At 35.5% G+C, this 22,522-nt stretch carries 18 protein-coding genes and 1 riboswitch; of the genes, 13 read left to right on the top strand and 5 right to left on the bottom strand.

Translation table 11 applies throughout. The annotated features are described in order from the left end of the window. The first annotated feature begins 85 nt into the window (after positions 1-85). The 9 genes from ACTQ5K_RS10810 (at position 86) to ACTQ5K_RS10770 (ending at position 12,667) form a co-directional block, all read left to right on the top strand. Positions 86-1,093, top strand: coding sequence for a LacI family DNA-binding transcriptional regulator (locus tag ACTQ5K_RS10810; RefSeq protein WP_031540693.1), 1,008 nt, complete (start codon positions 86-88; stop codon positions 1,091-1,093). Positions 1,094-1,147: 54 nt separating this feature from the next. Then, positions 1,148-2,773, top strand: a complete 1,626-nt coding sequence (locus ACTQ5K_RS10805) for a glycoside hydrolase family 13 protein (RefSeq protein WP_441993906.1) — start codon at positions 1,148-1,150, stop codon at positions 2,771-2,773. 276 nt (positions 2,774-3,049) lie between these two features. After that, a complete protein-coding gene (locus ACTQ5K_RS10800; RefSeq protein WP_031540695.1) occupies positions 3,050-4,102 on the top strand; it encodes an aldose epimerase family protein in 1,053 nt (350 codons plus the stop codon). Positions 4,103-4,404: 302 nt separating this feature from the next. Then, positions 4,405-4,487: riboswitch (cyclic di-GMP riboswitch) on the top strand. Positions 4,488-4,714: 227 nt separating this feature from the next. After that, entirely contained in the window at positions 4,715-5,140 is a 426-nt protein-coding gene (locus ACTQ5K_RS10795; protein ID WP_031540696.1) for an ATP-binding protein, read from the top strand. Positions 5,141-5,319: 179 nt separating this feature from the next. Continuing rightward, positions 5,320-6,087 carry a GNAT family N-acetyltransferase gene (locus tag ACTQ5K_RS10790; protein ID WP_031540697.1) on the top strand — a complete coding sequence of 256 codons (768 nt, stop codon included), beginning with the start codon at positions 5,320-5,322 and terminating at the stop codon, positions 6,085-6,087. 20 nt (positions 6,088-6,107) lie between these two features. Next, complete coding sequence (locus ACTQ5K_RS10785) at positions 6,108-7,145, top strand: asparaginase (protein WP_031540698.1); 1,038 nt, start codon at positions 6,108-6,110, stop codon at positions 7,143-7,145. Positions 7,146-7,149: 4 nt separating this feature from the next. Further along, positions 7,150-8,040: a CPBP family intramembrane glutamic endopeptidase gene (locus ACTQ5K_RS10780; protein WP_031540699.1), complete on the top strand. Its 891-nt coding sequence runs from the start codon at positions 7,150-7,152 to the stop codon at positions 8,038-8,040. Between the two features lie 197 nt (positions 8,041-8,237). Beyond that, positions 8,238-9,203 carry a S8 family peptidase gene (locus ACTQ5K_RS10775; RefSeq protein WP_031540700.1) on the top strand — a complete coding sequence of 322 codons (966 nt, stop codon included), beginning with the start codon at positions 8,238-8,240 and terminating at the stop codon, positions 9,201-9,203. A gap of 281 nt (positions 9,204-9,484) precedes the next feature. Further along, positions 9,485-12,667, top strand: coding sequence for a DEAD/DEAH box helicase (locus ACTQ5K_RS10770; RefSeq protein WP_349204935.1), 3,183 nt, complete (start codon positions 9,485-9,487; stop codon positions 12,665-12,667). Positions 12,668-12,736: 69 nt separating this feature from the next. Here the strand turns inward: ACTQ5K_RS10770 and ACTQ5K_RS10765 are convergent, their stop codons facing one another. From ACTQ5K_RS10765 to ACTQ5K_RS10745, 5 genes are all read right to left on the bottom strand, one after another. Continuing rightward, positions 12,737-12,901 carry a hypothetical protein gene (locus ACTQ5K_RS10765; protein ID WP_016200850.1) on the bottom strand — a complete coding sequence of 55 codons (165 nt, stop codon included), beginning with the start codon at positions 12,899-12,901 and terminating at the stop codon, positions 12,737-12,739. A 12-nt stretch (positions 12,902-12,913) separates the two neighbouring features. Beyond that, positions 12,914-13,756: an SPFH domain-containing protein gene (locus ACTQ5K_RS10760; RefSeq protein ID WP_031540702.1), complete on the bottom strand. Its 843-nt coding sequence runs from the start codon at positions 13,754-13,756 to the stop codon at positions 12,914-12,916. 135 nt (positions 13,757-13,891) lie between these two features. Continuing rightward, positions 13,892-14,761 (bottom strand): dipicolinate synthase subunit DpsA, encoded by an 870-nt coding sequence (dpsA, locus tag ACTQ5K_RS10755; protein WP_251627388.1) that lies wholly within the window; start codon positions 14,759-14,761, stop codon positions 13,892-13,894. Between the two features lie 127 nt (positions 14,762-14,888). After that, complete coding sequence (locus tag ACTQ5K_RS10750) at positions 14,889-16,877, bottom strand: methyl-accepting chemotaxis protein (protein ID WP_441993905.1); 1,989 nt, start codon at positions 16,875-16,877, stop codon at positions 14,889-14,891. A 259-nt stretch (positions 16,878-17,136) separates the two neighbouring features. Continuing rightward, positions 17,137-18,045: an AraC family transcriptional regulator gene (locus ACTQ5K_RS10745; protein ID WP_349204937.1), complete on the bottom strand. Its 909-nt coding sequence runs from the start codon at positions 18,043-18,045 to the stop codon at positions 17,137-17,139. A gap of 182 nt (positions 18,046-18,227) precedes the next feature. On the opposite strand from ACTQ5K_RS10745, the gene ACTQ5K_RS10740 reads away from it, so the two are divergent. The 4 genes from ACTQ5K_RS10740 to ACTQ5K_RS10725 are packed head-to-tail and all read left to right on the top strand — an operon-like array spanning position 18,228 to position 22,095. Continuing rightward, a complete protein-coding gene (locus ACTQ5K_RS10740; RefSeq protein WP_349204938.1) occupies positions 18,228-18,944 on the top strand; it encodes a ThuA domain-containing protein in 717 nt (238 codons plus the stop codon). Between the two features lie 18 nt (positions 18,945-18,962). Then, positions 18,963-19,988 carry a Gfo/Idh/MocA family protein gene (locus ACTQ5K_RS10735; RefSeq protein WP_441993904.1) on the top strand — a complete coding sequence of 342 codons (1,026 nt, stop codon included), beginning with the start codon at positions 18,963-18,965 and terminating at the stop codon, positions 19,986-19,988. 47 nt (positions 19,989-20,035) lie between these two features. Then, on the top strand, positions 20,036-21,004 hold the full coding sequence (locus tag ACTQ5K_RS10730; protein ID WP_031540708.1) for a sugar phosphate isomerase/epimerase family protein: 969 nt from the start codon (positions 20,036-20,038) through the stop codon (positions 21,002-21,004). Positions 21,005-21,045: 41 nt separating this feature from the next. Next, entirely contained in the window at positions 21,046-22,095 is a 1,050-nt protein-coding gene (locus ACTQ5K_RS10725; protein ID WP_031540709.1) for a Gfo/Idh/MocA family protein, read from the top strand. Positions 22,096-22,522 lie beyond the last annotated feature (427 nt).

The raw sequence follows: 22,522 nt of genomic DNA, 5'->3' as shown, positions 1-22,522 counted from the left end.
CCAAAGCACGCGGTTTTTTATTGTAAGCGTTCCATTTTTGTGTTAAAGTATAGTTACGTAAACGTTTACGTAAAGGGTGAAGGAAATGACGATAACCATTAAAGATATAGCAAATGCTGCAAAAGTATCTACAGCAACTGTTTCGAGAGTTTTAAACGGTGCAGGTGGTTACAATGAAGAGACAAAAATTAAAATCCTGCAAATCGCAAAAGAACTAGGCTATCGGAGAAATGAAATGGCAAGAAGCTTAGTAAAAAAATCGAGTAATTTAATAGGTATTATCATGCCAAGTGTATCGACGATTTTTTATGCGGACATTGTTAATGGAATGGAAAAGGTAGCGCAAGCACATGGATTTAGTGTTATTTTATCCCATGCAGGAGAAAAAGGTAATCGATTAATTGACTGCTTAAAAATGCTGGAAGAAAGAAAAGTGGATGGGCTTGTTATTGTATCCATTCCACTAAAGGAAGAACAAATTCAAGCAATTGAATCATTGAGTATACCGTATGTGTTACTGTCAACAGATACCAAAAATAAGCGAATACCTTTTATAAAAGTAGATGATTATGAAGCTTCGTATGCTGCTACAAAGTATTTAATCGATCATGGACATCAAAAAATAGGCTTGGCAGGTGTGGACTTCTCTGATCGAGTAGCTGGGATAGCAAGGATGGAAGGATATAAAAGGGCATTATGTGATCATGAAATAAGCTTTTCTGCCAACTATATAAAAGCAGGAGATTATAGTTTTTCAGCAGGAAAAGAAGCGCTCTATGCTTTCCATGCAGAAAAGACTGATATAACAGCAGTATTTTGTGTAAGTGATGAGGTAGCACTTGGGATCATTTCAGCCGCCTTTGAACTGGGCATACAAATACCAAATGATCTATCTGTCATGGGCTATGATAATACAAGAGTTGCAGAAATGGCAGTCCCTCCATTAACAACGATAGAGCAACCGTTTCAGGCAATGGGAGAGAAGGGTTGTTTAAAAATAATAGAGGCTATTCAGCAAAAGATAACAGTAAAAACAGAAATGCTCCCATTTGCTATAGTGGAAAGAGCTTCCGTGAGTAAAAGGGATTACTAAATTTTTTTGAATTTTACGTTTAGGTATATATTTTAAAAGGAAGAAGGTTTTTAAATGGAAAAGAAATGGTGGCAAACGTCTGTTGTATATCAAATATATCCAAGAAGCTTTCAAGACAGTGATGGAGATGGAATTGGAGATTTAAGAGGTATCATCAATCGTCTTGATTATTTGCAAAAACTAGGAATCGATGTGATTTGGCTAAGCCCTGTATACAAATCGCCTAATGACGATAATGGCTATGATATTAGTGATTATGAAGATATTATGGATGAATTTGGTACGATGGCAGATATGGATGAATTAATTGCAACTGCGAATGAAAAAGGAATTAAAATTGTTATGGATTTAGTCGTAAACCACACGTCAGATGAGCATAAATGGTTTATTGAAGCCAAAAAAGGAAAAGACAATCCATACCGAGATTACTATATTTGGCGTGATCCGGTAAATGGTGAAGCACCAAATGAGCTAAAATCTACTTTTAGCGGTTCTGCTTGGGAATTTGATGAAGATAGCGGACAATATTTCTTGCATTTATTCAGTAAGAGACAGCCAGATTTAAACTGGGAAAATGAAAAAGTGCGGGCAGAAGTTTGGAAGATGATGAACTACTGGTTAGAAAAAGGAATCGGTGGCTTCCGTATGGATGTGATTGATTTAGTAGGGAAGAAACCAGATCAGGGCATTACTGGAAATGGACCTAAGCTTCATGATTATCTCCAAGAAATGCATCAAAAAACGTTTGGTAATTATGATGTTTTAACAGTTGGGGAAACATGGGGAGCGACACCTGAAATTGCTAAATTATATTCCAATCCTGCTAGAAAAGAGCTTTCCATGGTCTTTCAATTTGAACATATTGGATTAGATGAGCAAGAGGGGAAACAAAAATGGGACCTTAAGCCGTTAGAAATAAATCAATTGAAATCCATTCTAGCAAAATGGCAAACTTCTTTAGGTAATGAAGGCTGGAACAGCTTATTCTGGAATAATCATGATTTACCAAGAATCGTTTCTCGCTGGGGTAATGATAGGGAGTATCGAATAGAAAGTGCAAAAATGTTCGCTATCCTTTTACATTTAATGAAAGGAACTCCTTATATTTATCAAGGGGAAGAAATTGGGATGACCAATTGCCCGATTACTGATATTAGCCAAGTAAATGATATTGAAAGCATTAATATGTATTATGAACGATTAGAGCAAGGCTATACAAAAGAGGAAATCGTCCATTCGATTAATGCAAAGGGAAGAGACAATGCAAGAACGCCTATCCAATGGGATGAGACAGAAAATAGCGGTTTTACAGTAGGAACACCTTGGCTGCACGTAAACCCAAATTATACGGAAATAAATGTGAAAAACAATTTAGAAGATCCAAATTCTGTCTTTTATTGCTATCAATCTTTAATTCAATTAAGAAAAGACAACCCAATCGTCGTATGGGGAGATTTTGAGTTAATGGAAGGTACGGATGAAGCGATTTTTGCCTATACTCGAAAGTTTGAAGGGAAAACATGGGTAGTAGTGGCAAACTTTGATGAGCAAGAAAGAATGCTAAACTTACCTCAATTTAGTCAGTGTGATGAGGTGATTATTAGTAATTATCATCGAGAAAGTGTGGATTTTAGCAATATCCATTTAAAGCCATATGAAGCTTTTGCAGTGAGTATTTGATAGAAAAATAGAAAAGCTGTCAGACACAATGTGGAAATAAATGTGAGGACAGTTTTTTTATTTTTTCATAGAAAAACGAAAAAAGATATTATCAATTCTGATAAAATAAAGTAAGATATAGATAGGATAGTTAATATGTTAAACAAACTATATGATTTCTAGTATTATTTAATATCAGATTGTTCAACAACTAAAATGAATGCGATTTCAAGTTAACGCAAAGCAATCGCTAGTAAATGATAAGGGTCCATATCCAATTTTTAAGGAGTGATTAAGATGAATTATAGTCAAAGACCAATGGGAGAAGTAAATGGAGAAAAGATAACGGAATACACCTTTACTAATAACAATGGAATGAGTTTTTCTAGTATAAATTATGGCTGCATCATCACAAAAATAATAGTTCCAGATAAAGATGGCAACAAGGAGAATGTGGTGCTTGGTTTTGAAACAGTTGAGGAGTACAGACAGAATTCAGGGCCTTATTTAGGGGCAATTGTTGGGAGAATTGCCGGAAGAATTAAGGCTGGACAATTTAAGCTTAATGGCCAAGAATATCGTTTAAATGCAAATACTCCACCTAATCATTTACATGGAGGAAATGTTGGTTGGAGTGAAGTAGTCTTTGATTCTTCTATAGTAGAAGAGGAAGAGGCAATTGGAATCCGATACACTTATCATAGTCCTGATGGAGAAGAAGGATATCCTGGTAATTTTGATCTTACAGTGGATTATTTATTAACAAATGATAATGAAATTGTCCTGACTTACAAAGGAAAAACGGATAAAGAAACACCTGTAACGGTAACCAATCATACCTATTTTAATCTTAGTGGAAATAATAAAAGAGATATAACCGAACATGAACTTATTGCAGATGTGGATCGATTCTTAGAGCTGGATGAAGGATTTATTCCAACAGGAAAAATGGTCCCAACAGAAAATACGCCATTTGATTTTGCAGAAGGAAAGCTATTGAAAGAAGGAATGGACAATAACTTCGAACAAAATATTTTAGTAGGCAATGGCTATGATCATCCACTTATCTTCTCTGCTGAAGGTACACATTCTGCTATTTTACGAGATAAAGAAAGTGGTAGGGAATTGTCTTTAGTTACAAATCAGCCTGCAATCATTCTTTATACAGGCAACCAGTTAGAGGATAAGTATGATTTTAATGGCGTAATTGGAAGAAAATACTTAGGGGTATGCTTAGAAACGCAAGGTCTTCCTGATGCAATAAATCACCCTGAATTCCCATCCGTCGTTTTGAAACCAGAAGATACGTATTATGCAGAAACAAAATGGAAGTTTCGGGTAATAGAATAAAAGAATAGTGGGAAGATTTATAGAGAGACTAAATGGATATAATGGGAGTGCTCTCATATTAGTACTCCGAATTGCTTTCTTTTTTGTCGATCCAAGTCATCAGTAAAAGATACTGATGGCTTCTTTTCTTTTTCTCCTGATGGTTAAAGGGTTCTCATTCAATTTAAATTAAAATTGTTTCAAAAGGTGAAATATAGGGAGCTTTATATTTTTTATGATTTCTCTTAAAATAGGTTTATGTTTCATTGGTATGGGTATATAATACTATATAATTTAAAAACTTGTTAAATTATGAGAAAGTTATAAAGGTAGAAAGCTTTGATTAATCAACTTATTTGGGCGCTTTGTTGATTATGAGCTACTAGCGCAACCGGCTAACCAAACTATCCTTGTTTTGTTAGCTTTTTTTATGAATATAAAAGAGTCATATTTCTAATGAATGTTCAGTTCCAGCATCAATGTACCAGCATAAATCAAGTCTCCGCTATCAAGAAAAAGGTACACTAATACGATAATTATAACTATTAGAGATTCGATTATTTAGTTGATGTGCTTTGACGATCCTTATCGTTAATAAGGAGCTTGTGCTTTTTTAAAAACAGGGGGCAGCATATGAGTGAACTTATTAGCTATCAAAAGATAGTAATACATGATCATACAGAAAAAGAATGGAAAGGTAAGATAAATAAGGATTTAAGAGATTGGTTGTCAGAGGATTTTATGCTTAGCGTGGGAATAGGCGAAGCTATAAATAATGCGATAGAACATGGGGGTTTTCCCGTTATATTAGATATACATTATACAAATAGAGCGATTGACATGCGGATAAAAGATCATGGGAATGGGTTTAATGTAACAAAGAAAATCAATGATATTGAAAAATATGGAACAGAAAAGCTCATGAGTGATATCGTCTTAGAGGAACGTGGTAGAGGTATTTTAATGATGATGCAAATCTTTCAAAAAGTGCAATATAATGAAATGGGGAACGAAGTGTTTTTATGGAGGGAAAGAAAAGAAAATGCAGAAGCAATATAATCAAAGAGAGAATAATCATTTAAGTAGGGCTGTTTCTTTAGAGACAGTCCTATTTACGTGTGGTTAAATTTTAATAATGTCATTTTTTTCTATAATTTACTGATTTCTATAAATGAATCGTTTATTATTAGTATATTACGGTAAAAAAGTAGTTTGAGAAGAAGGTAGGAGAAAACAACATGGAGAAAGTGACCTATAGCAACATCCACAAGGAAGGGAAACAAATAATGGAATCTATTAATTGGATCCATGTTCATAATGAGGAAATGTTGCTTCAATATGACAGTAATTTTATACAGTTTAAAACAATGCCTACAATAAGCGAATTTGAGCAGGCGGAGGAATACCTTAAAGTGTTTCACCAAAAGACTGGTCAAAAGCATCTTAAGTTTATTTTTCCAGAAAACCAAAAGTTTACGAAGGAGCTACAAGAGCATATTGTAAGTAAATGTTATTATGACGTGGGATTTACTGAACTTTATGCGATTAATCCTCGTGAATTTCCTGTATTGTCTCCTATTGAAGATATTCTTATTCAGAAAGTTACGGAGGAGAATTTTGAGGACTATTTACAATTAGAATATAATCAAGACTTGAAATATGGAATAGATTATGCAAAAGGAAAAACAGAAGTATATCGGAAAAATTTTAGCAATCCTCATTTCTTGCAGATAATTGCTTATTATAAAGGAAAAGGGGCTGGTGCTTTAGAAGTAATTCTTGGCTATAAAACAGTCGAAATTGACGGAATCTTTGTAATTGATGAATATCAGCGAAAAGGGATTGCTGCTCGTATGCAAAAAATGGTGATGGACTTATTTCCAGATAAGACGATTATCTTGCTGGCAGATGGTGAAGACACACCAAAAGAAATGTATAAAAAGCAAAACTATCAAAAACAAGGTTTCCAATATGAAGCTTTAAAAGAAAAATTTGATGTTTTATAGATAAAAAGGAGTCGATTGTATTGAATAAGCCTATACTTGTCTATCGCGGAAAATATGTAGAAAGTACACATAATATTCATATTGCTGTAGTAAATAAAGAAGGTAGATTGCTATATTCCTATGGAAATCCCAATAGAATGACTTTTCCTAGATCGTCGATGAAGCCATTTCAAGCGATTCCCCTTTTAGAGACAGGAGCAGCTGATACATATTCATATAGTAATGCAGAAATAGCAATTGCGTGTGCTTCCCATGCTGGAGAATCCTTCCATCGAGAAACAATTCTTCAGCTGTTAGAAAGATTAGGGATTAAAGAGGATCACCTACAATGTGGAACACATACACCATGGAATTTAACAAGCTATAAAGAGCTGTTGAGAAATGGAGGAGATGTGACCCCTGTTTACAGTAATTGTTCTGGAAAGCATACCGGTATGCTTGCTACTGCTATTCATATGAAGGAAGATATTGCTAATTATCGAGAAGTAGAGCATCCTCATCAGCAGCGAATATTAGAGGCGATAGAAGAAATATGTGATTTTCCAAAAGAAAAAATAAATCTTAGTGTAGATGGTTGTGGCGTACCAGTCCATCAACTACCTTTATATCATGTAGCACTAGGTTATGCAAGACTAGCGAGCCCTGATTCTATTAAATCAGAAAAGCGAATAAAGATAGTCAAACGGATAAGAGATAGCATGATGGAATTTCCTGAAATGGTTGGCGGCACAAGCAGATTTGATACGGACTTAATGAACGCTTATCAAGGACGGATTGTTTCAAAAGCAGGTGCTGAGGCTGTTCAGTGTATTGGCCTTGTCAAAGAAGGAATCGGAATTGCGATTAAGGTAGAAGATGGAGGAACACGAGCAGTAAATGTTGCGGCAATGGAGGTTCTAAGTCAGCTAGGCTATAAAGAGGAGGGAATTTTTACAGATTTAGAAAAATATGTGCATACACCAGTGCTAAATGCAAGAAAAGAAAAAATCGGTGAAATACGTGCAAATTTTGATTTGGAACGAGCGTATCAGCTGAAAAATAATGGTACAAAGGAGTAGATGAATGAAACATTATTTGAATGTAAAAGAAGGAAACAATAGCTGGCCGCGCTATTTAGCATCTATTTTATTAGCTGTTGGATTTATGATTGCTGGTTCTATTGTTTATTTCATCATCGAGTTATTGCGCGTGGAGTTGGACGGGAACGATGCTACATTTATAGATTTGGATACAGGCATGGTTGTCGGCGGAAATGGCACTATTAGTTTATTAATGACACATATTATTTATATCTTTGCTTTAGTTGGTTTATGGATTGGCGTACGATTTATACACAAAAGAAAATTTCGAACATTGATTACAGGGGAAGAAAGAGTAAATTGGAAAAAGATTGGCTGGGGATTCGCCATATTTACTGGGCTATTCCTTGTTACATCTGTTATTGATTTCTTGATAAATGCCCCTGATTATAAGTGGAATAATGTTTCACTTTCTGATTATGTCTTTTTATTCCTTGTCGTTATTCTTTTTGTTCCAATTCAAACAACGGTAGAAGAGCTTTTATTTAGGGGATTATTACTACAATGGGTAGGAAAAAAACTAAAAAATCCTATTTTATTAGCACTAATTGTTGGACTAATTTTTGGATCTTTGCATTTTACTAATCCTGAAATGAATGATTCTGCCATATTAGTAGGCTTAGATTATTTGCTTGCAGGATTTGCTTTAACCTTTATAGCTGTAAAAACAGGCAGTTTAGAGCTATCCATTGGTGCACATGCGGCAAATAATATGATGATCTTCTTATTATTTACATATGATGATTCAGTTGCAGGTGATATCCCAAGTCTTTTTAGAATTATTGATACAAGTCCATTGTATTCGTTGATCTGGTCCATTGTCATTTTTGTTGCTTTTTATTTAATATGTAGGAAAAAATATGAAGTAAGATAAGCGGTTATTTATTCAGCTAAAAGAATAGGAAGAAGAAAATGGTCTATCTATGTAGGCCATTTTTTTTGCAAGGAGAAATGATAATTAGTCATTTAGAACAAATGTTCTTAATTTGAGTCTTAAGCCTCTTATCAAAATAATTCGGAATTGTTAAAATATTTATTGTGTTAGTGATTCTATTATTAGGAGGCTGTTATATGAAAAAAAAATGTAGAGTAATTCCTTATCAAGTGAAAGAAGTATTGGATCTATCAACAGAAATACCAAAAGGAATTGAACTAATTCAAGCACCTGATTTATGGAATAAAACAAAAGGAAAAGGGATAACCATTGCCATCTTGGATACTGGGTGTGATATAAATCATCCAGATTTGCAAGAACGGATTATAGGTGGGAAAAACTTTACCGATGATGACAACGGCAGTCCGGAAGTTTATATGGATTATAATGGGCATGGGACACATGTTGCTGGAACAATTGGGGCATCAGGAAAAGACAGCGGATTGACAGGAGTTGCGCCAGAAGTTTCTCTTTTAATTGTAAAGGTTTTAAATGGACAAGGTACTGGGCAATATGATTGGATTATAAACGGAATTTATTATGCCATTGAGCAAGGGGCAGATATTATTTCCATGAGTCTTGGTGGACCTGAGGATGTAGCAGAATTACATGAGGCAGTGAAAAAAGCTGTCGAAGCCCAAATTCTCGTCGTGTGTGCAGCGGGGAATGAAGGGGATGGCCTAGATTCAACCGAAGAATTAGGATATCCGGCTGCCTATAATGAAGTGATAAGTGTTGGTGCCGTAGACTTAGAGCGAAATTCTTCTCGTTTTTCCAATTCGAATCGAGAAGTTGATTTAGTAGCTCCTGGGGAAGAAATTCTCTCTACCTTTTTAGATGGGAAATACGCAAGCCTAACAGGAACCTCGATGGCTGCCCCTCATGTGAGCGGTGCTTTAGCATTAATTAAATTAATTAGTAATGAAGCTTTTGAACGAAATTTAACAGAGCCAGAAATTTATGCTCAATTAATTAAAAGAACCATCCCATTAGGAAATAAACCAAGCATAGAAGGCAATGGAATTCTCTATTTAACGGCTCCAGATGAATTAAAGGAAAAACTCCAATCAGCAGTCCAATTACTAGTTGCTAATAGCTATTAAAAGGAATAAACTTTCAAAATAAATCTATTTTAGTGGACAAGCTTCTTGAAAGTGGGAGTTTGTCCACTTTTTTATAGCGGAAAAAAGATTAAATAGTCAAAAATCAAAAATATTTTCCAAAAATGCCAATCCAATCAATACACAATCATTCATACATATATAAACAAAACTTCTACCTAATTTTACAATACTCCCATAATAGAAATGTTATGAAAAAAGTAGTAAAGTGTAAGGAGGTATTTGTGCGTAACTTGTAATATTAAAAGAAGGAGATTAGATTGTTGAATATCGTTATTACACGAAAAATGGTCCTGGAGATGTGTGGTCCTGTTTCTTTAAAAAGAGGCGAGGCATTTTCAAAGAATCATAAGGTGTTGTTTAAAGAATATAGAGAAGACTACTGTGAAGCATTCGTTCAAGCAGCAGAAGACTTTGCTGTAATGGTGGCTGTAGAAGCTGGTGAAATAAAAGCGAATTGTTCTTGTCCAAAGCTAGCTTCCTTTCAAAAAGAATGTCAGCATATTGCAGCTGTTTTGCTGGAGATTAAGAAATTTCAGCTGAGTGGCAAGGAGCCTGCTACTATGCAAGAAACGAATACAAATGTATCAGATGATTTTTTTGCTTTATTTAATCAGACTAGTTTTCCTTCACCAAAGAAACAACGCCACTTTGAGAAAAGAGAAGTAGTTCCAGTTGAATTTTTGATGAAAATTATTCCAGTTGGATCAGAAGCGAATATGTTTGGCATCGAAATTCACCTTTTATCCAATAAAATAAAAAACATTCGTCAATTTTTAGAAGTAATAAATGCCGGCAATATGTATCAATATGCTCTGGGGCAGAATTTTGACCCAAAGTTACACTGTGTAAAGGAAGAAAGTGAAGCAATTCTTCAAGAATTATGGAAAGTGGTAAGCGATGAATCCATTTTCTTGAATCATCACAACGAAATGGACAACATAGGGGAAGAAGATACTTTATTAATACCTCCATCTTCTTGGATTTCCCTTCGTTCACACTGGAAGGAATTAAGTTTTTTAGAAGAATATAGTGGAACTAGAATGCCTTTGCAAGTTTCTCGGGAACCACTCCCACTAACATTTCACTTATATCAGCAGGACACAGGAAGCTATCAATTGAATGTTCAAGGAATGGAATCTATTCTGTTCTTGCATCAATATTATGCAGTCATGATTGACGGAAATGTCATTCAATTGGAATCAGAGGATTTTAACAGGCTTGTGGAAATGAAAAGAATGACAGAGAAGGTTGGCAAGAATTATATCCCTATTGCAAACAATCAAATAGACTTCTTTTTAGAAAATGTTGCTCCAGGCTTGAAAAAATTAGGGGAAGTTCAATTGGAGAAAGAACTTTCAAAAAAAATAGGAAAAGCGCCCCTGCAAGCAGAGCTCTATTTAGATAGAGTAAATAATCGATTGTTGGCAAGTTTAGAATTCCGCTATGAAAATATCGTCATTAATCCAGTTCATGAACGAGATAAAGACATCGATGGAGTGCTTCTTCGAGATTGGAAAAAAGAAGAAGTGATATTGGAGCTGATGGATGGAAGTTCATTTGCGAAAACGGATAGTGGATATATGCTTTATAACGAAGAATTAGAGTTTGATTTTTTGTATTACGTATTACCGAAGTTGCAAAAGCTTGTAAAAGTCTATGCAACAACAGCGATTAGAAATAGAATTTTTAAGGAAAAAACTTGGCCACGGTTTTCGGTGAAATTAAAAAAGGATCGGATTAATTGGCTAGAGTTTAAATTTGAGATGGAAGGATTTCCGGAACGAGAAATAAAAGGACTGTTAGCTGCTTTAGAAGAAAAGCGAAAATATTATCGTTTACAGGATGGCTCTCTTTTTGCCTTAAAAACGCGAGAGATGGAGGAAATTCAACGTTATCTTCTTTCCCCACAAATCAAAGACAAGGATTTTGTCAGCGGATTTGAACTGACCCTTTTAGAAAGCTTATCTTTTATAGAGGAAGACCGAAAGATATTTAAACTAGATGAATCCTATCAACAGTTGATAGAATCACTTCTGCATCCAGAAACATTAATGATTAAGGTTCCCGCTGTTTTAGAGGATGTCCTGAAATCGTACCAGAAGGATGGGTATAGGTGGATGAAAACTTTAGCGAAATTCCACTTCGGCGGAATTTTAGCAGACGATATGGGGTTGGGAAAAACGCTTCAAAGTATTGCCTTTATCATGTCTGAATTACCAGTGATTCGAAAATCAAAGCAAAAAGTGCTAGTCGTTTGCCCATCGTCGCTCCTTTATAATTGGCAGAGAGAAATCATGAAGTTCGCTCCAACTATTCAATGTCTTGTCCTTGATGGGAACAAGAAGGAGCGGGCACAGTTACAAATGGATTTAGAAAATATCGATGTTCTGATAACGTCATATCCATTAATTAGACAAGATATTCAATGGTATGAACAGCAATCTCTCCATACTGTTTTCTTTGATGAGGCACAGTATTTCAAAAATCCACTTTCGCAAACAGCTAAATCAGTGAAAAAAATAAAGGCAATAAATCGTTTTGCCTTAACAGGAACACCGCTTGAGAATTCCATTGAAGAGCTGTGGTCTATTTTTCATATTGTATTTCCTGAGTTATTGAAGGGGTTAAAGGAATACGCAAATCTTACTAATAAGCAGATTGCGAAAAAAATAAGACCCTTTATGCTGCGACGGTTAAAAGAGGATGTATTAGCAGAACTACCGGAGAAAAGACAGTGGAGCGAAATGGTGGAATTGTTACCAGAGCAAAAAAGACTATACGCAGCATATTTGTCAAAACTAAAGCATGATGCTCTAAAGCACTTAAACAAAGATACATTGCGAAAAAATAAGATTAGAATTCTTGCTGGGTTGACGAGGCTACGACAAATATGCTGCCATCCTGCCCTATTTGTAGAAAATTATGAGGGTGGATCAGCCAAGTTAGCGCATTTAATGGAATTAATGGAAGAATCGCAACGTTCGAATCGAAGAGTACTGATTTTTTCGCAATTTACCAGTATGCTGGATATTATCGGACAGGAATTAGCGAAGAAGGGTTTGTCGTTCTTTTATTTGGATGGAAATACTCCCTCTGATGAAAGAGTGGAATTATGTCATCGCTATAATTTGGGAGAACGAGACTACTTTTTGATAAGCTTAAAAGCAGGGGGAACAGGATTAAATTTAATGACAGCTGATACAGTTATTCTATATGATACATGGTGGAATCCTGCAGTTGAAGAGCAAGCTGCAGATCGTGCGCATAGGATGGGGCAAGAAAATATTGTTGATGTCATCAAATTATTCTCCAAAGGAACAATAGAAGAGAAAATATTTGAACTACAGGAAAAGAAAAAAAGTTTAGTGGATGAAATTATTGATACAGATGAAAAAATGATATCGTCCATAACAGAAGAAGATATCATGGAATTATTAAGCTAGAAAAATAGCAGTATAATTAGAAGAAGACCAGAACCTTCGTAAAAGGACTGGTCTTCTTTTGTGATTCTGTCATTCTTCTTTTTGTTTTGGAAATCGTTTGGCTTTTTTGGCAGATTCACGAAGCAAATACTCTATATGACTGTTAATGCTGCGGAAATCATCTGCAGCCCATTTTTGCAGTACTTCGTATAGCTCTGGATCAATGCGTAATGGAAAGCTTTTTTTCTTCGTCATTTATACCACTCATTAATATAAAGTACCTGTATTAATTACAGGAGTTGTAGGATTTTCTGAGACAATCGCGACAAGTAGATTATTTACTAATTGTACCTTTCTTTCATCATCTAATTCAATGATTTTATCCTGCTCTAATTGGTTAATGGCCATTTGCGCCATTCCAACAGCTCCTTCTACAATTTTCTGACGAGCAGAAATAATCGCAGATGCTTGCTGACGCTGCAGCATTGCTTGAGCAATTTCAGTAGAATAGGCTAAATGAGTTAATCTTGCTTCGATTACTTCGACTCCAGCAAGGTCTAGTCGAGCTTGTAATTCGGTTGTAAGCTCGTTAGAGACTTCCTCTGCATTCCCTCTTAATGTTAATTCCACATTTTCAAAGGTATCATACGGGTATTTCGTCGCAACATGTCGTATGGCTGTTTCGCTTTGGATCTCTACAAATTCCTCATAATTGTCCACATCGAAAATTGCCTTAGCTGAATCGATTACTTTAAAAACGATAACAGCAGCTATCTCGATTGGATTTCCATCGACATCATTTACTTTCAATCGCTTACTGTTAAAATTGCGCACACGTAAGGAAATTGTTTTTCTTAAAGTTAGTGGAATCGTTAAAAATAACCCACTGCTACGAATAGAACCTAAATACTTACCGAAAAAGGTGACAACTACAGCCTGATTTGGTTGAATAATGGTGATTCCACTACCAAGAAGAGCAGCTAATAATATAAACGGAATTCCTACAGCTGGAAGTTCTTGTATAAGAAAATAGGTACCAAGAAAAAGAGAGATGGCAATAAGAAGAACACCGATAAATCCATTAAAATGAAATGCATTTTTTTCTTTCAAATGAATCACTCCTATAATTTCAATTTGATATAATTATGATATCACTTTTGTATAATATTGTAAAATATTTTGTTGAGAAATAAGCATAAAAAAAGAGATAGTTAGCTATCTCCAAATCGATTTACACTATTATTCTTATTTCAGTAACTCCAATAAAGTTTTACCAATAATAGTACCTGCCGTTCTTGGTGCCACTTTTGCAGGTAAACCTAGTGGCCATAATGTTTGGATATTATGCTTTTTTGCAGCGGTAAAATCAGTTCCGCCTGGCTTGCTAGCTAAATCGATAATTAGAGCGTCGCTTGACATTTTTTTAATAAGGGTAGCAGTCAGAATAAGTGCAGGAATAGTATTAATAACAATATGCTGGGATGGAATTGTAGACTCTAATGAAGCTTCGAGTAGAGGGTGGAATCCCATTTCCATTACTCTAGCTTCATCCTCTTTTTTATTAACAAGGACAGTTACCTTTGCACCAACTGCTGAAAAAAGGCGGGTAATCGTTTTGCCGATTCTCCCAAAACCAAGAACAAGTACGTTGGCATTATGTATTGTAATGTCTGTATGCTTTATAGCGAGCATTAATGCGCCTTCTGCAGTTGGAATTGAATTAAGAATCGCTACATCATTTCTTGCAAATAGAGCAACCAATTGACGATTCGTTTCTGTAGCCAGTTGGTTTAAGAAAGGGGTAATAATGCCAGAGTATATAGTTGAATTAGGTTTCGTTTTATTTATTAGTTCTTTTGTGAGAATCATTTTTTCCTTTGAAAAAGTCGATTCAGCAATGCCATTATCTTGAATCCCTGGAATAGGCAAGAGAATACTATCTACTTCATGAAGTGGGGCTGTTTGCCCAGTTACTTTGATGACATCCTTATAAGGAATAGAGGCATCTTCAAACCCAATTAAATATATTTTACTAAGCTTAGGTGCTAAAATGCGAATCACTTCAAGCTGCCTAAAGTCACCACCGATAATTAATAAGACATGATTATGACTCAATTGTGTCACTTCCTTTTCTCTATGTTGATAGAATCCCTCTATATAGTAATCTATATGGAGGGATAGAATAGTTCAGACTATTTCCAATACGAATATTTCTGGCGCAAACTTGTGTATTTTTCTCCAATTAAAATTTGTACTTTTTGATTAACTGAATCAAGTCCTCTGTCATGGAAGCTAGTGTATTGGCAGAGGAAGATATTTCTTCCATTGCAGCAAGTTGTTCTTCTGTTGAAGCTGCAACCTCTTCGGAAGAAGCAGCATTGTTTTTGGCTAAATCAGATATAAGTTCCGCTGTTTTTTCTGTGTTTTGCACAAAAGTTAATATATCATTAAGTGTTGAAGCTACTTGAGACATTTGTGGGGAAATTAGATTCATATTATCATATATTTCCATAAATGTATTGATGGCTTCATCTGAAATTTCAATGCCTTTTTGTACATTACATTCTACAGTGGACATCGTATGAACTGTTTCTTTTGTATCTTGTTGGATTGCCTTGATGATTTCAGTAATTTGACTAGCAGAAATTTGAGATTGTTCAGCTAGTTTTCTTACTTCATCAGCTACGACAGTAAAGCCCTGTCCAGATTCTCCAGCTCTTGCTGCTTCAATTGCAGCATTCAGGGCGAGTAAATTAGTCTGATTGGAAATAGCAGTGATGACATCTACGATAGCCCCTATTTCTTTCGTACGATCATGTAATGAAGCAATTACTTTATTCGTATCAGATACGGAATGATGAATTTCATTCATTTGATTAACCGTTTGTTGGACAATCGCTTTTCCTACTTCGGCATTTTGAGTAGTAGTTTTGGTGCGATTTAATACTTCATTAGCATTTAGCAAAACTGTGTTTGTACTATTTACTATTTGATTTAAAGATAATATATTTGCTTCTACGCCTTCTGTTTGTTTTTCAGCACTAACCGCCACATGTTGGATGGCGGTTGCAACTTGCTCACTAGCTTCACTTGTTTGACCAGCACTAGCGTTTAGCTCTTCAGCCGTTGCGGAAACCATTAAAGAATGGTGCTCTAGTGTTTTTAAAAGCGTCTTTAGACTTGATTGCATGGAAGTAAATGAGTGGGCAAGTTGTCCGATTTCATCGTTTGACTGAAGCGTTATCTCTTCTGTAAGGTCCCCATCGCTTATTTTTTTTGCTTTATTCTGAATTTCTTTTAATCTGCTAACAAGTGAACGAATAATTAAAATAATGATAGCTCCTCCAAAAATAATAGAAGCGACCACAACTAAAAGACTTTTTTGTAGGATAGGTTTTACTGCAGCATTTGTTTCAGCATCCAGCATAGAACCAACAATTTTCCATCCTGTATTCTCATTTGTTAAATAATAAAGTGTTCGATCCTGACCGTTTGTTTTATAGTGATGCACTCCAGAATTTTGCTCATATAAGTCAGGAAAATTTTGGTCAACCTTTGTGCCAGCTTCATTTATTGGGCTGACAAGATAGTTTTGCTCTGTATCCAATAGAAGGATATAGCCTTCATTCCCAACTGCTACTTCTTTGGTTGTTTTTTCTAAAGTAGAGAGATTAAGATCAATGCCAATTACTCCGGAACCATCTGCTGTTTTCCTAGTAATGGTTACTACCATTTCTTTAGAACTAGCATCTATATAAGGATTTGTTACGATGGCTTTATCCACTGAATTGTTCATTGCTTGTGTAAACCAAGTTCTATCTCTTGGGTCATAATCGTCTGGTAGATCTAGAGCTGGAGAGGTGTACATTTTCCCATCCTGTGTTCCTAAATAAACGGCTACAGCTTCTGGGTGAAGTCCTTTATACTGGTCTAGCTTTGACATTAGAGCATCAGGATTATCTCCTTGTTTTTCGAATAATTCTCCTGTTATTATATCTGCTAAATAATTTGCATCATATAGTTTGGGAGAAATGGTACTGTCGATACTACTATTTAATAACTTGACGTTCTCTTTTGTGCTTTCCATTATGTTCTCGCTAAGTTCATGTTTAGCACTTTGGATAGATAGGTAGGCTACTGTTATAGTAGGAACAATTAGAATAAGGGCAAATGCAATGTAGAGTTTAGTGCTTAATTTTAAATTTTGATTTAATGATTTTAAAATTCTCATCAATCATAGCTCCTTTCCATAAATTTTGTGTAACGGTGTATAAATTGCTTCTTAGACACTATTTGCTATATGAACGAAGGACTAGATGAACGGATTCATATTTGCAGTATAATCAAATGTTAATTATTATTTCGACAAGTTATGACAAAGGTGAAGGGGATTTATTAATTTTCTGAGGCTTTTTTGTGAAAAATCAGAAAAAATTTACAAAATAGTCACAAATTAAAAAACAGCTGTGCTTGTCAGCTGTTTAAATGGTTTAGCTTTTTTGCATTTTATTTTTAAATACTTTCGGTGAACAATGATTTGCCCGCTTAAAAAGTTTATAAAATTGGGCCATATTCGTAATCCCAGCTTCATAGCTTATTTCTAAAATGCTTTTATCTGTAGTTAATAGTAATAATTCCGCTTTTTTTATCCGCTTTAGATTAATATAATCGACAAAAGACATACCCATCACTTTTTTAAAGTATTTGATAAAATAGTGATAGCTAAAATTCAAAAGCTCACATACATCCTCTACAAGTATTCGGTCTTCTAAATGACGATCAATATAATCTAAAACAGGCTTAATTCTGGATAAATCTTGTTCTTCTGAAGAATGGAGCATATTTTTCGTATCATTTCTAACTAATAAAAGCAGAAGTCTTTTAATTGAATAGTTGATGGCAATTTCATACCCTTTTTCTTTTGTTTGACTTTCCTTATGTATCTCGTTAATTAAATAATGTACCTCTTGTTTGATTTGCTGATTTTCTTCAAAGATATAATTTATCCTGTCTAATGGATGTGTTATTTCTGAAAAACAATAGAAATAAGGAAGAATGCTTTGATCAAAATGTTTATGTAAATCTATTTGCAAGACGATATAGCGCAAATTGCCGCCACTAGCTTTACTTGTTCTATGAGGTTGTGAGGTCCCCATAATAAGAACATCCCCTGCAGAAATCGTTTGATCCAATTCCTTTGTTTGCACCGCCAAACTACCATCAACAATGGCAAGTAACTCCACTTCTTTATGATAGTGCCAAGGGTGATATTCAACAGAAGTTATTGCGTTTTCCCTCTCATCGTTTATCTCCCATACTTTTAGGGATAGAAGAGGATTTTGGTAAATAACTTTTTCGTTTACTGGCTGATTATAGGTGTGCTTAGTCCTTATTTCCACTTCATCTTCTCCTCCTATTTGAATAGGTTGTAAAGATACTGTTCTTCTTTCTATTGTAGCAAAAAGCAGATAATGAAATGACATAATTGCATAAAAAAAAGACAGGATTAAGTATTTTTTTATCCGTTTTCATTTTTTATAATAAAGCGTATACATAGATTGAGAAAAGGAGTTACAAAACAATGATTACAGTCTGGAATGAAAACCGTCATGAGAAGAAAAACCCACTTGTTGCGGACATTTATCCAAATGGCATTCATGGTACGATTGCGGCATTTTTGGAAAAAGAGGGCTATCAAACGCATACAGCAACATTAGATGAACCAGAGCATGGATTAACAGAAGAAGTATTGAATAACACAGATGTATTGGTTTGGTGGGGACATTTAGCGCATCATGAAGTACAGGACGAAATCGTACAAAAAGTGAAACAACGTGTTTTAGATGGAATGGGATTAATAGTTCTTCACTCTGGTCATTTTTCTAAAATTTTCAAATCTTTAATGGGTACTAGCTGTGACCTCAAGTGGAGGGAAGCAGATGATCGCGAAAGACTATGGGTGGTAGCTCCTAATCACCCAATTGTGGAAGGAATTAATGAATATATTGAATTAGAAAAAGAAGAAATGTACGGGGAACATTTTGATATACCAGCACCAGATGAACTTATTTTCACTAGCTGGTTTGAAGGAGGAGAGGTTTTCCGCAGCGGCTGCACGTATGCAAGAGGAAACGGGAAGGTTTTTTATTTTAGACCAGGACATGAGACATACCCAACCTATCATCATAAAGATATTCAAAAAGTGATTAGCAATGCAGTTAAATGGGCAACACCAGTTAAACGGAAGAGACCAGTGTATGGGAATGCAAAGCCTATCGAAACAATATCTGTTAAGTAAATAGAGGAGGAAATGAAAATGGCTAAATTAAAGATTGGTGTAATAGGATGTGGAAGTATTGCACAGCATCGGCATATCCCGGAGTATCTGTGGAATGAGCAAGTGGAATTAGTTGCGGTATGTGACATCAACGAAGTAAGAGCAGCAGAAGTGGCTGAGAAATATCAAGTGAAAGCATTTACCGATTATAAAGACTTGTTAAAAATGGCAGAAATAGATGCTGTTAGCGTGTGCACTCCAAATTATCTTCATGCTCCTATTTCCATTGATGCTTTACATGCTGGAAAACATGTACTTTGTGAAAAGCCAATGGCGACATCAGAAGAAGAAGCAAATCAAATGATCGAAGCCGCTAAACAGAGTGGGAAAAAATTGATGATTGGACATAATCAACGTTTTGTTTCCTCCCATCAAAAAGCACATCAGTTAATTAAAAGTGGGGAAGTTGGAAAGATATATAGTTTCCGTACGACATTCGGTCATGGTGGTCCAGAAGGCTGGAGTGTAGATGGCAAAGACAGTTGGTTCTTTAAAAAGGAAGAGGCTTTTATTGGTGCGATGGGAGATTTAGGTGTACATAAAGCAGATTTATTACGGTATGTATTAGGAGAAGAATTTGCTGAAGTAGGGGCTTTTGTAGAAACAAATGCGAAAGAATTCTCAAGTGTAGATGACAATGCTGTTTGTATATTACGAACAGAGAGTGGCGTTATCGGAACGCTTACAGCGAGCTGGGCTTATAGAGGGAAAGAAGATAATTCTACCGTTATCTATGCAGAAAAAGCAGTAATTCGCTTAGAAGATGATCCAAACTATTCATTAATTATCCAGTACACAAATGGTGAAAAAGTAAATTATGAGTTAGGTAGAATTCAGTCAAATGAGGATGGTGGTCAAAATAAGTCAGGTGTTATTGACCATTTTATTGAAAGTATTCTTGAAGACAAAGATCCTCTTGTAACGGGAGAAGAAGGGAAAAAATCTTTAGCTATTATTCTTGCGGCATTAGCATCACAAGAAACAAAGACAATTACAAAAATATAAAGACCTATTAACAAAATCAATGCAGAATATTGGAAAGGAGAATTCTTATGAAATTAGGTGTGTTTACCGTTTTATTTGCAGATAAAACATTTGAAGAAATGCTTGATGCAGTGAAAGAAGCAGGAATACAAGCTGTAGAAATTGGTACAGGTGGTTATCCTGGAAACAATCATTGTAATGTAGATGAATTATTGGATTCAGAAGAAAAGCGAAAAGAATATCTTGAAAAAATTGCAGAGCGCGACCTTTTCATTAGTGCATTCAGCTGCCATGGGAATCCTATTTCACCAGAAGAAGGGTTCGCAAAGGAATCTCATGAAACATTGATTAAAACAATAAAACTAGCATCTTTAATGAATATTCCTGTTGTAAATTGCTTTTCAGGAACTGCTGGAGATCACGATGGAGCGAAATATCCAAATTGGCCTGTTACACCGTGGCCAAATGAATATAGTGACGTGAAAAAATGGCAATGGGAAGAAAAGCTAATCCCTTATTGGAAGAAAGTAGGGAGTTTCGCAAAAGAGCATGGAGTGAAAATTGGCTTAGAATTACATGGCGGATTTCTTGTGCATACCCCCTATACACTATTAAAACTACGAGAAGAAACGTGTGATGCTATTGGGGCAAACCTTGATCCAAGCCATTTATGGTGGCAAGGAATTGACCCAGTTGCAGCTATAAAAATTTTAGCGAGGGCAAATGCCATTCATCATTTTCATGCAAAAGATACGTATATAGATCAAGAAAATGTCAATATGTATGGTTTAACAGATATGCAGCCATATGGCGAAGTGCAAACGAGAGCATGGACATTTCGCTCGGTCGGATGTGGACATAGTGTTAGTGAATGGTCTGATATGATAAGTGTCTTACGCACCTATGGATATGACTATGTGGTTAGCATTGAACACGAAGATCCAATTATGTCGATTAGAGAGGGATTAACAAGAGCAGTGACCAATTTGAAATCTGTCCTAATTGAAGAAAAACCGTCCCAAATGTGGTGGGTGTAAAGAATCGCATAGTATTCTACTAATAGAAATGAGGGAGACATATGTCTAAGTTAAAGGTAGCTATTATTGGTTGTGGCAATATTTTTCCTATGCATGCACAGTCGATTGTCTCAAGAGAAGATGCAGAGCTAGTAGCTGTTTGTGATGTGAAACAAGAACGAGCAGAAGAAAAAGCAAAAATCTATCAATGTGGCAGCTATACTGACTATATGGAAATGTTTAGAAAAGAAAAGATAGATGTTTTGCATATCTGTTTGCCACATCATCTCCATGCTCCAGTAACAATAGAAGCAGCAAAAAGAAAGATTCATATTTTGACAGAGAAACCGATGTCTATTCACTATAACGATGCGAAAGCAATGGTTGAGACAGCAAAAGAAAATAAGGTAACCCTTGGTGTCATTTTCCAAAATCGCTATAATCCTGGGTCACAGCTAATAAAGAGAATGCTAGATAATGGAGAACTTGGTACGATAAAGTCAGGTAAGCTATCTGTTACATGGGACCGATCGGATGATTATTATCAAAAAAGCGATTGGAAAGGTACATGGGAAAAAGAAGGCGGAGGGGTAATAATCGATCAAGCAATCCATACAATGGATTTAATGAGATGGTTTATTGCTGATGATATTAAGTATGTAGATGCATCGATAAGTAATCGGGCACATGAAATGATAGAAGTGGAAGATGCAGCAGAAGGGGTTGTAGCCTATAAAAATGGCATCGTTACAGCTTTCCATGCCATTAATTATTATACGTATGATGCACCTGTTGAAATTGAATTACATTGTGAAAAGGGAATTGCCAAAATGATTGCAGACCGGGCAACAGTCCGTTTACTTGATGGAAGAGAATTTATTGCAGATAATAATCCACAGGAAACCTTCGATTATGAAAATGGAGTAAAAGGATATTGGGGAGTAAGTCATGTGAAGCAAATAAATAATTTTTATGATTCATTAGCTAAGGGAATCCCTTTAGACATCACAGGGGAAGATGCCTTAAAAACACAAGAAATGATTTGTGCGGTTTACGAATCAGGGAAGAAAAAAGAACGAGTTTATTTTAAATCGAAAGTGGAGACTTTGTAAAATACTATTTTCAGCCGATTACTTATTAAAAAAGAGGCTGGGACATAAGCATTTCAATCAACAACAAACACGAACTATAATGTAATTAAATTACATTATAGTTCGTGTTTGTTTTTGGGAAAAGGTTTAAAAACGAAGTGAAATGGAGCGGAGGACGCTCGACTCTTGCGAGAAATAGAGGAAAGGCTGAGACCCCGCAGCGCACACAGGAGGACACTGAAAAAGTATAGTTTTTCCAAATTAAATAAGAATTAATTTATTTGAAAGCGAATAATAAGTTGGTTTGGAGAGGTGACCGCTTGACTCCTTTGGGAGCAGCTAGAAAGTCCGAGACCCTCCAGGAGCGTCGGGACGAAGCGCCTCGGCGCTCGCCCCAATGAGTCATGTGGGCACCTCGGAAAACAATTTACACATCTAAGTTTAAAAG

Source organism: Niallia sp. Sow4_A1, from assembly GCF_052116745.1.
Classification (GTDB): domain Bacteria; phylum Bacillota; class Bacilli; order Bacillales; family Cytobacillaceae; genus Niallia; species Niallia hominis.
The sequence above is the reverse complement of the archived record's forward strand: the minus strand, read 5'-3'. Positions and strand labels throughout refer to the sequence as shown.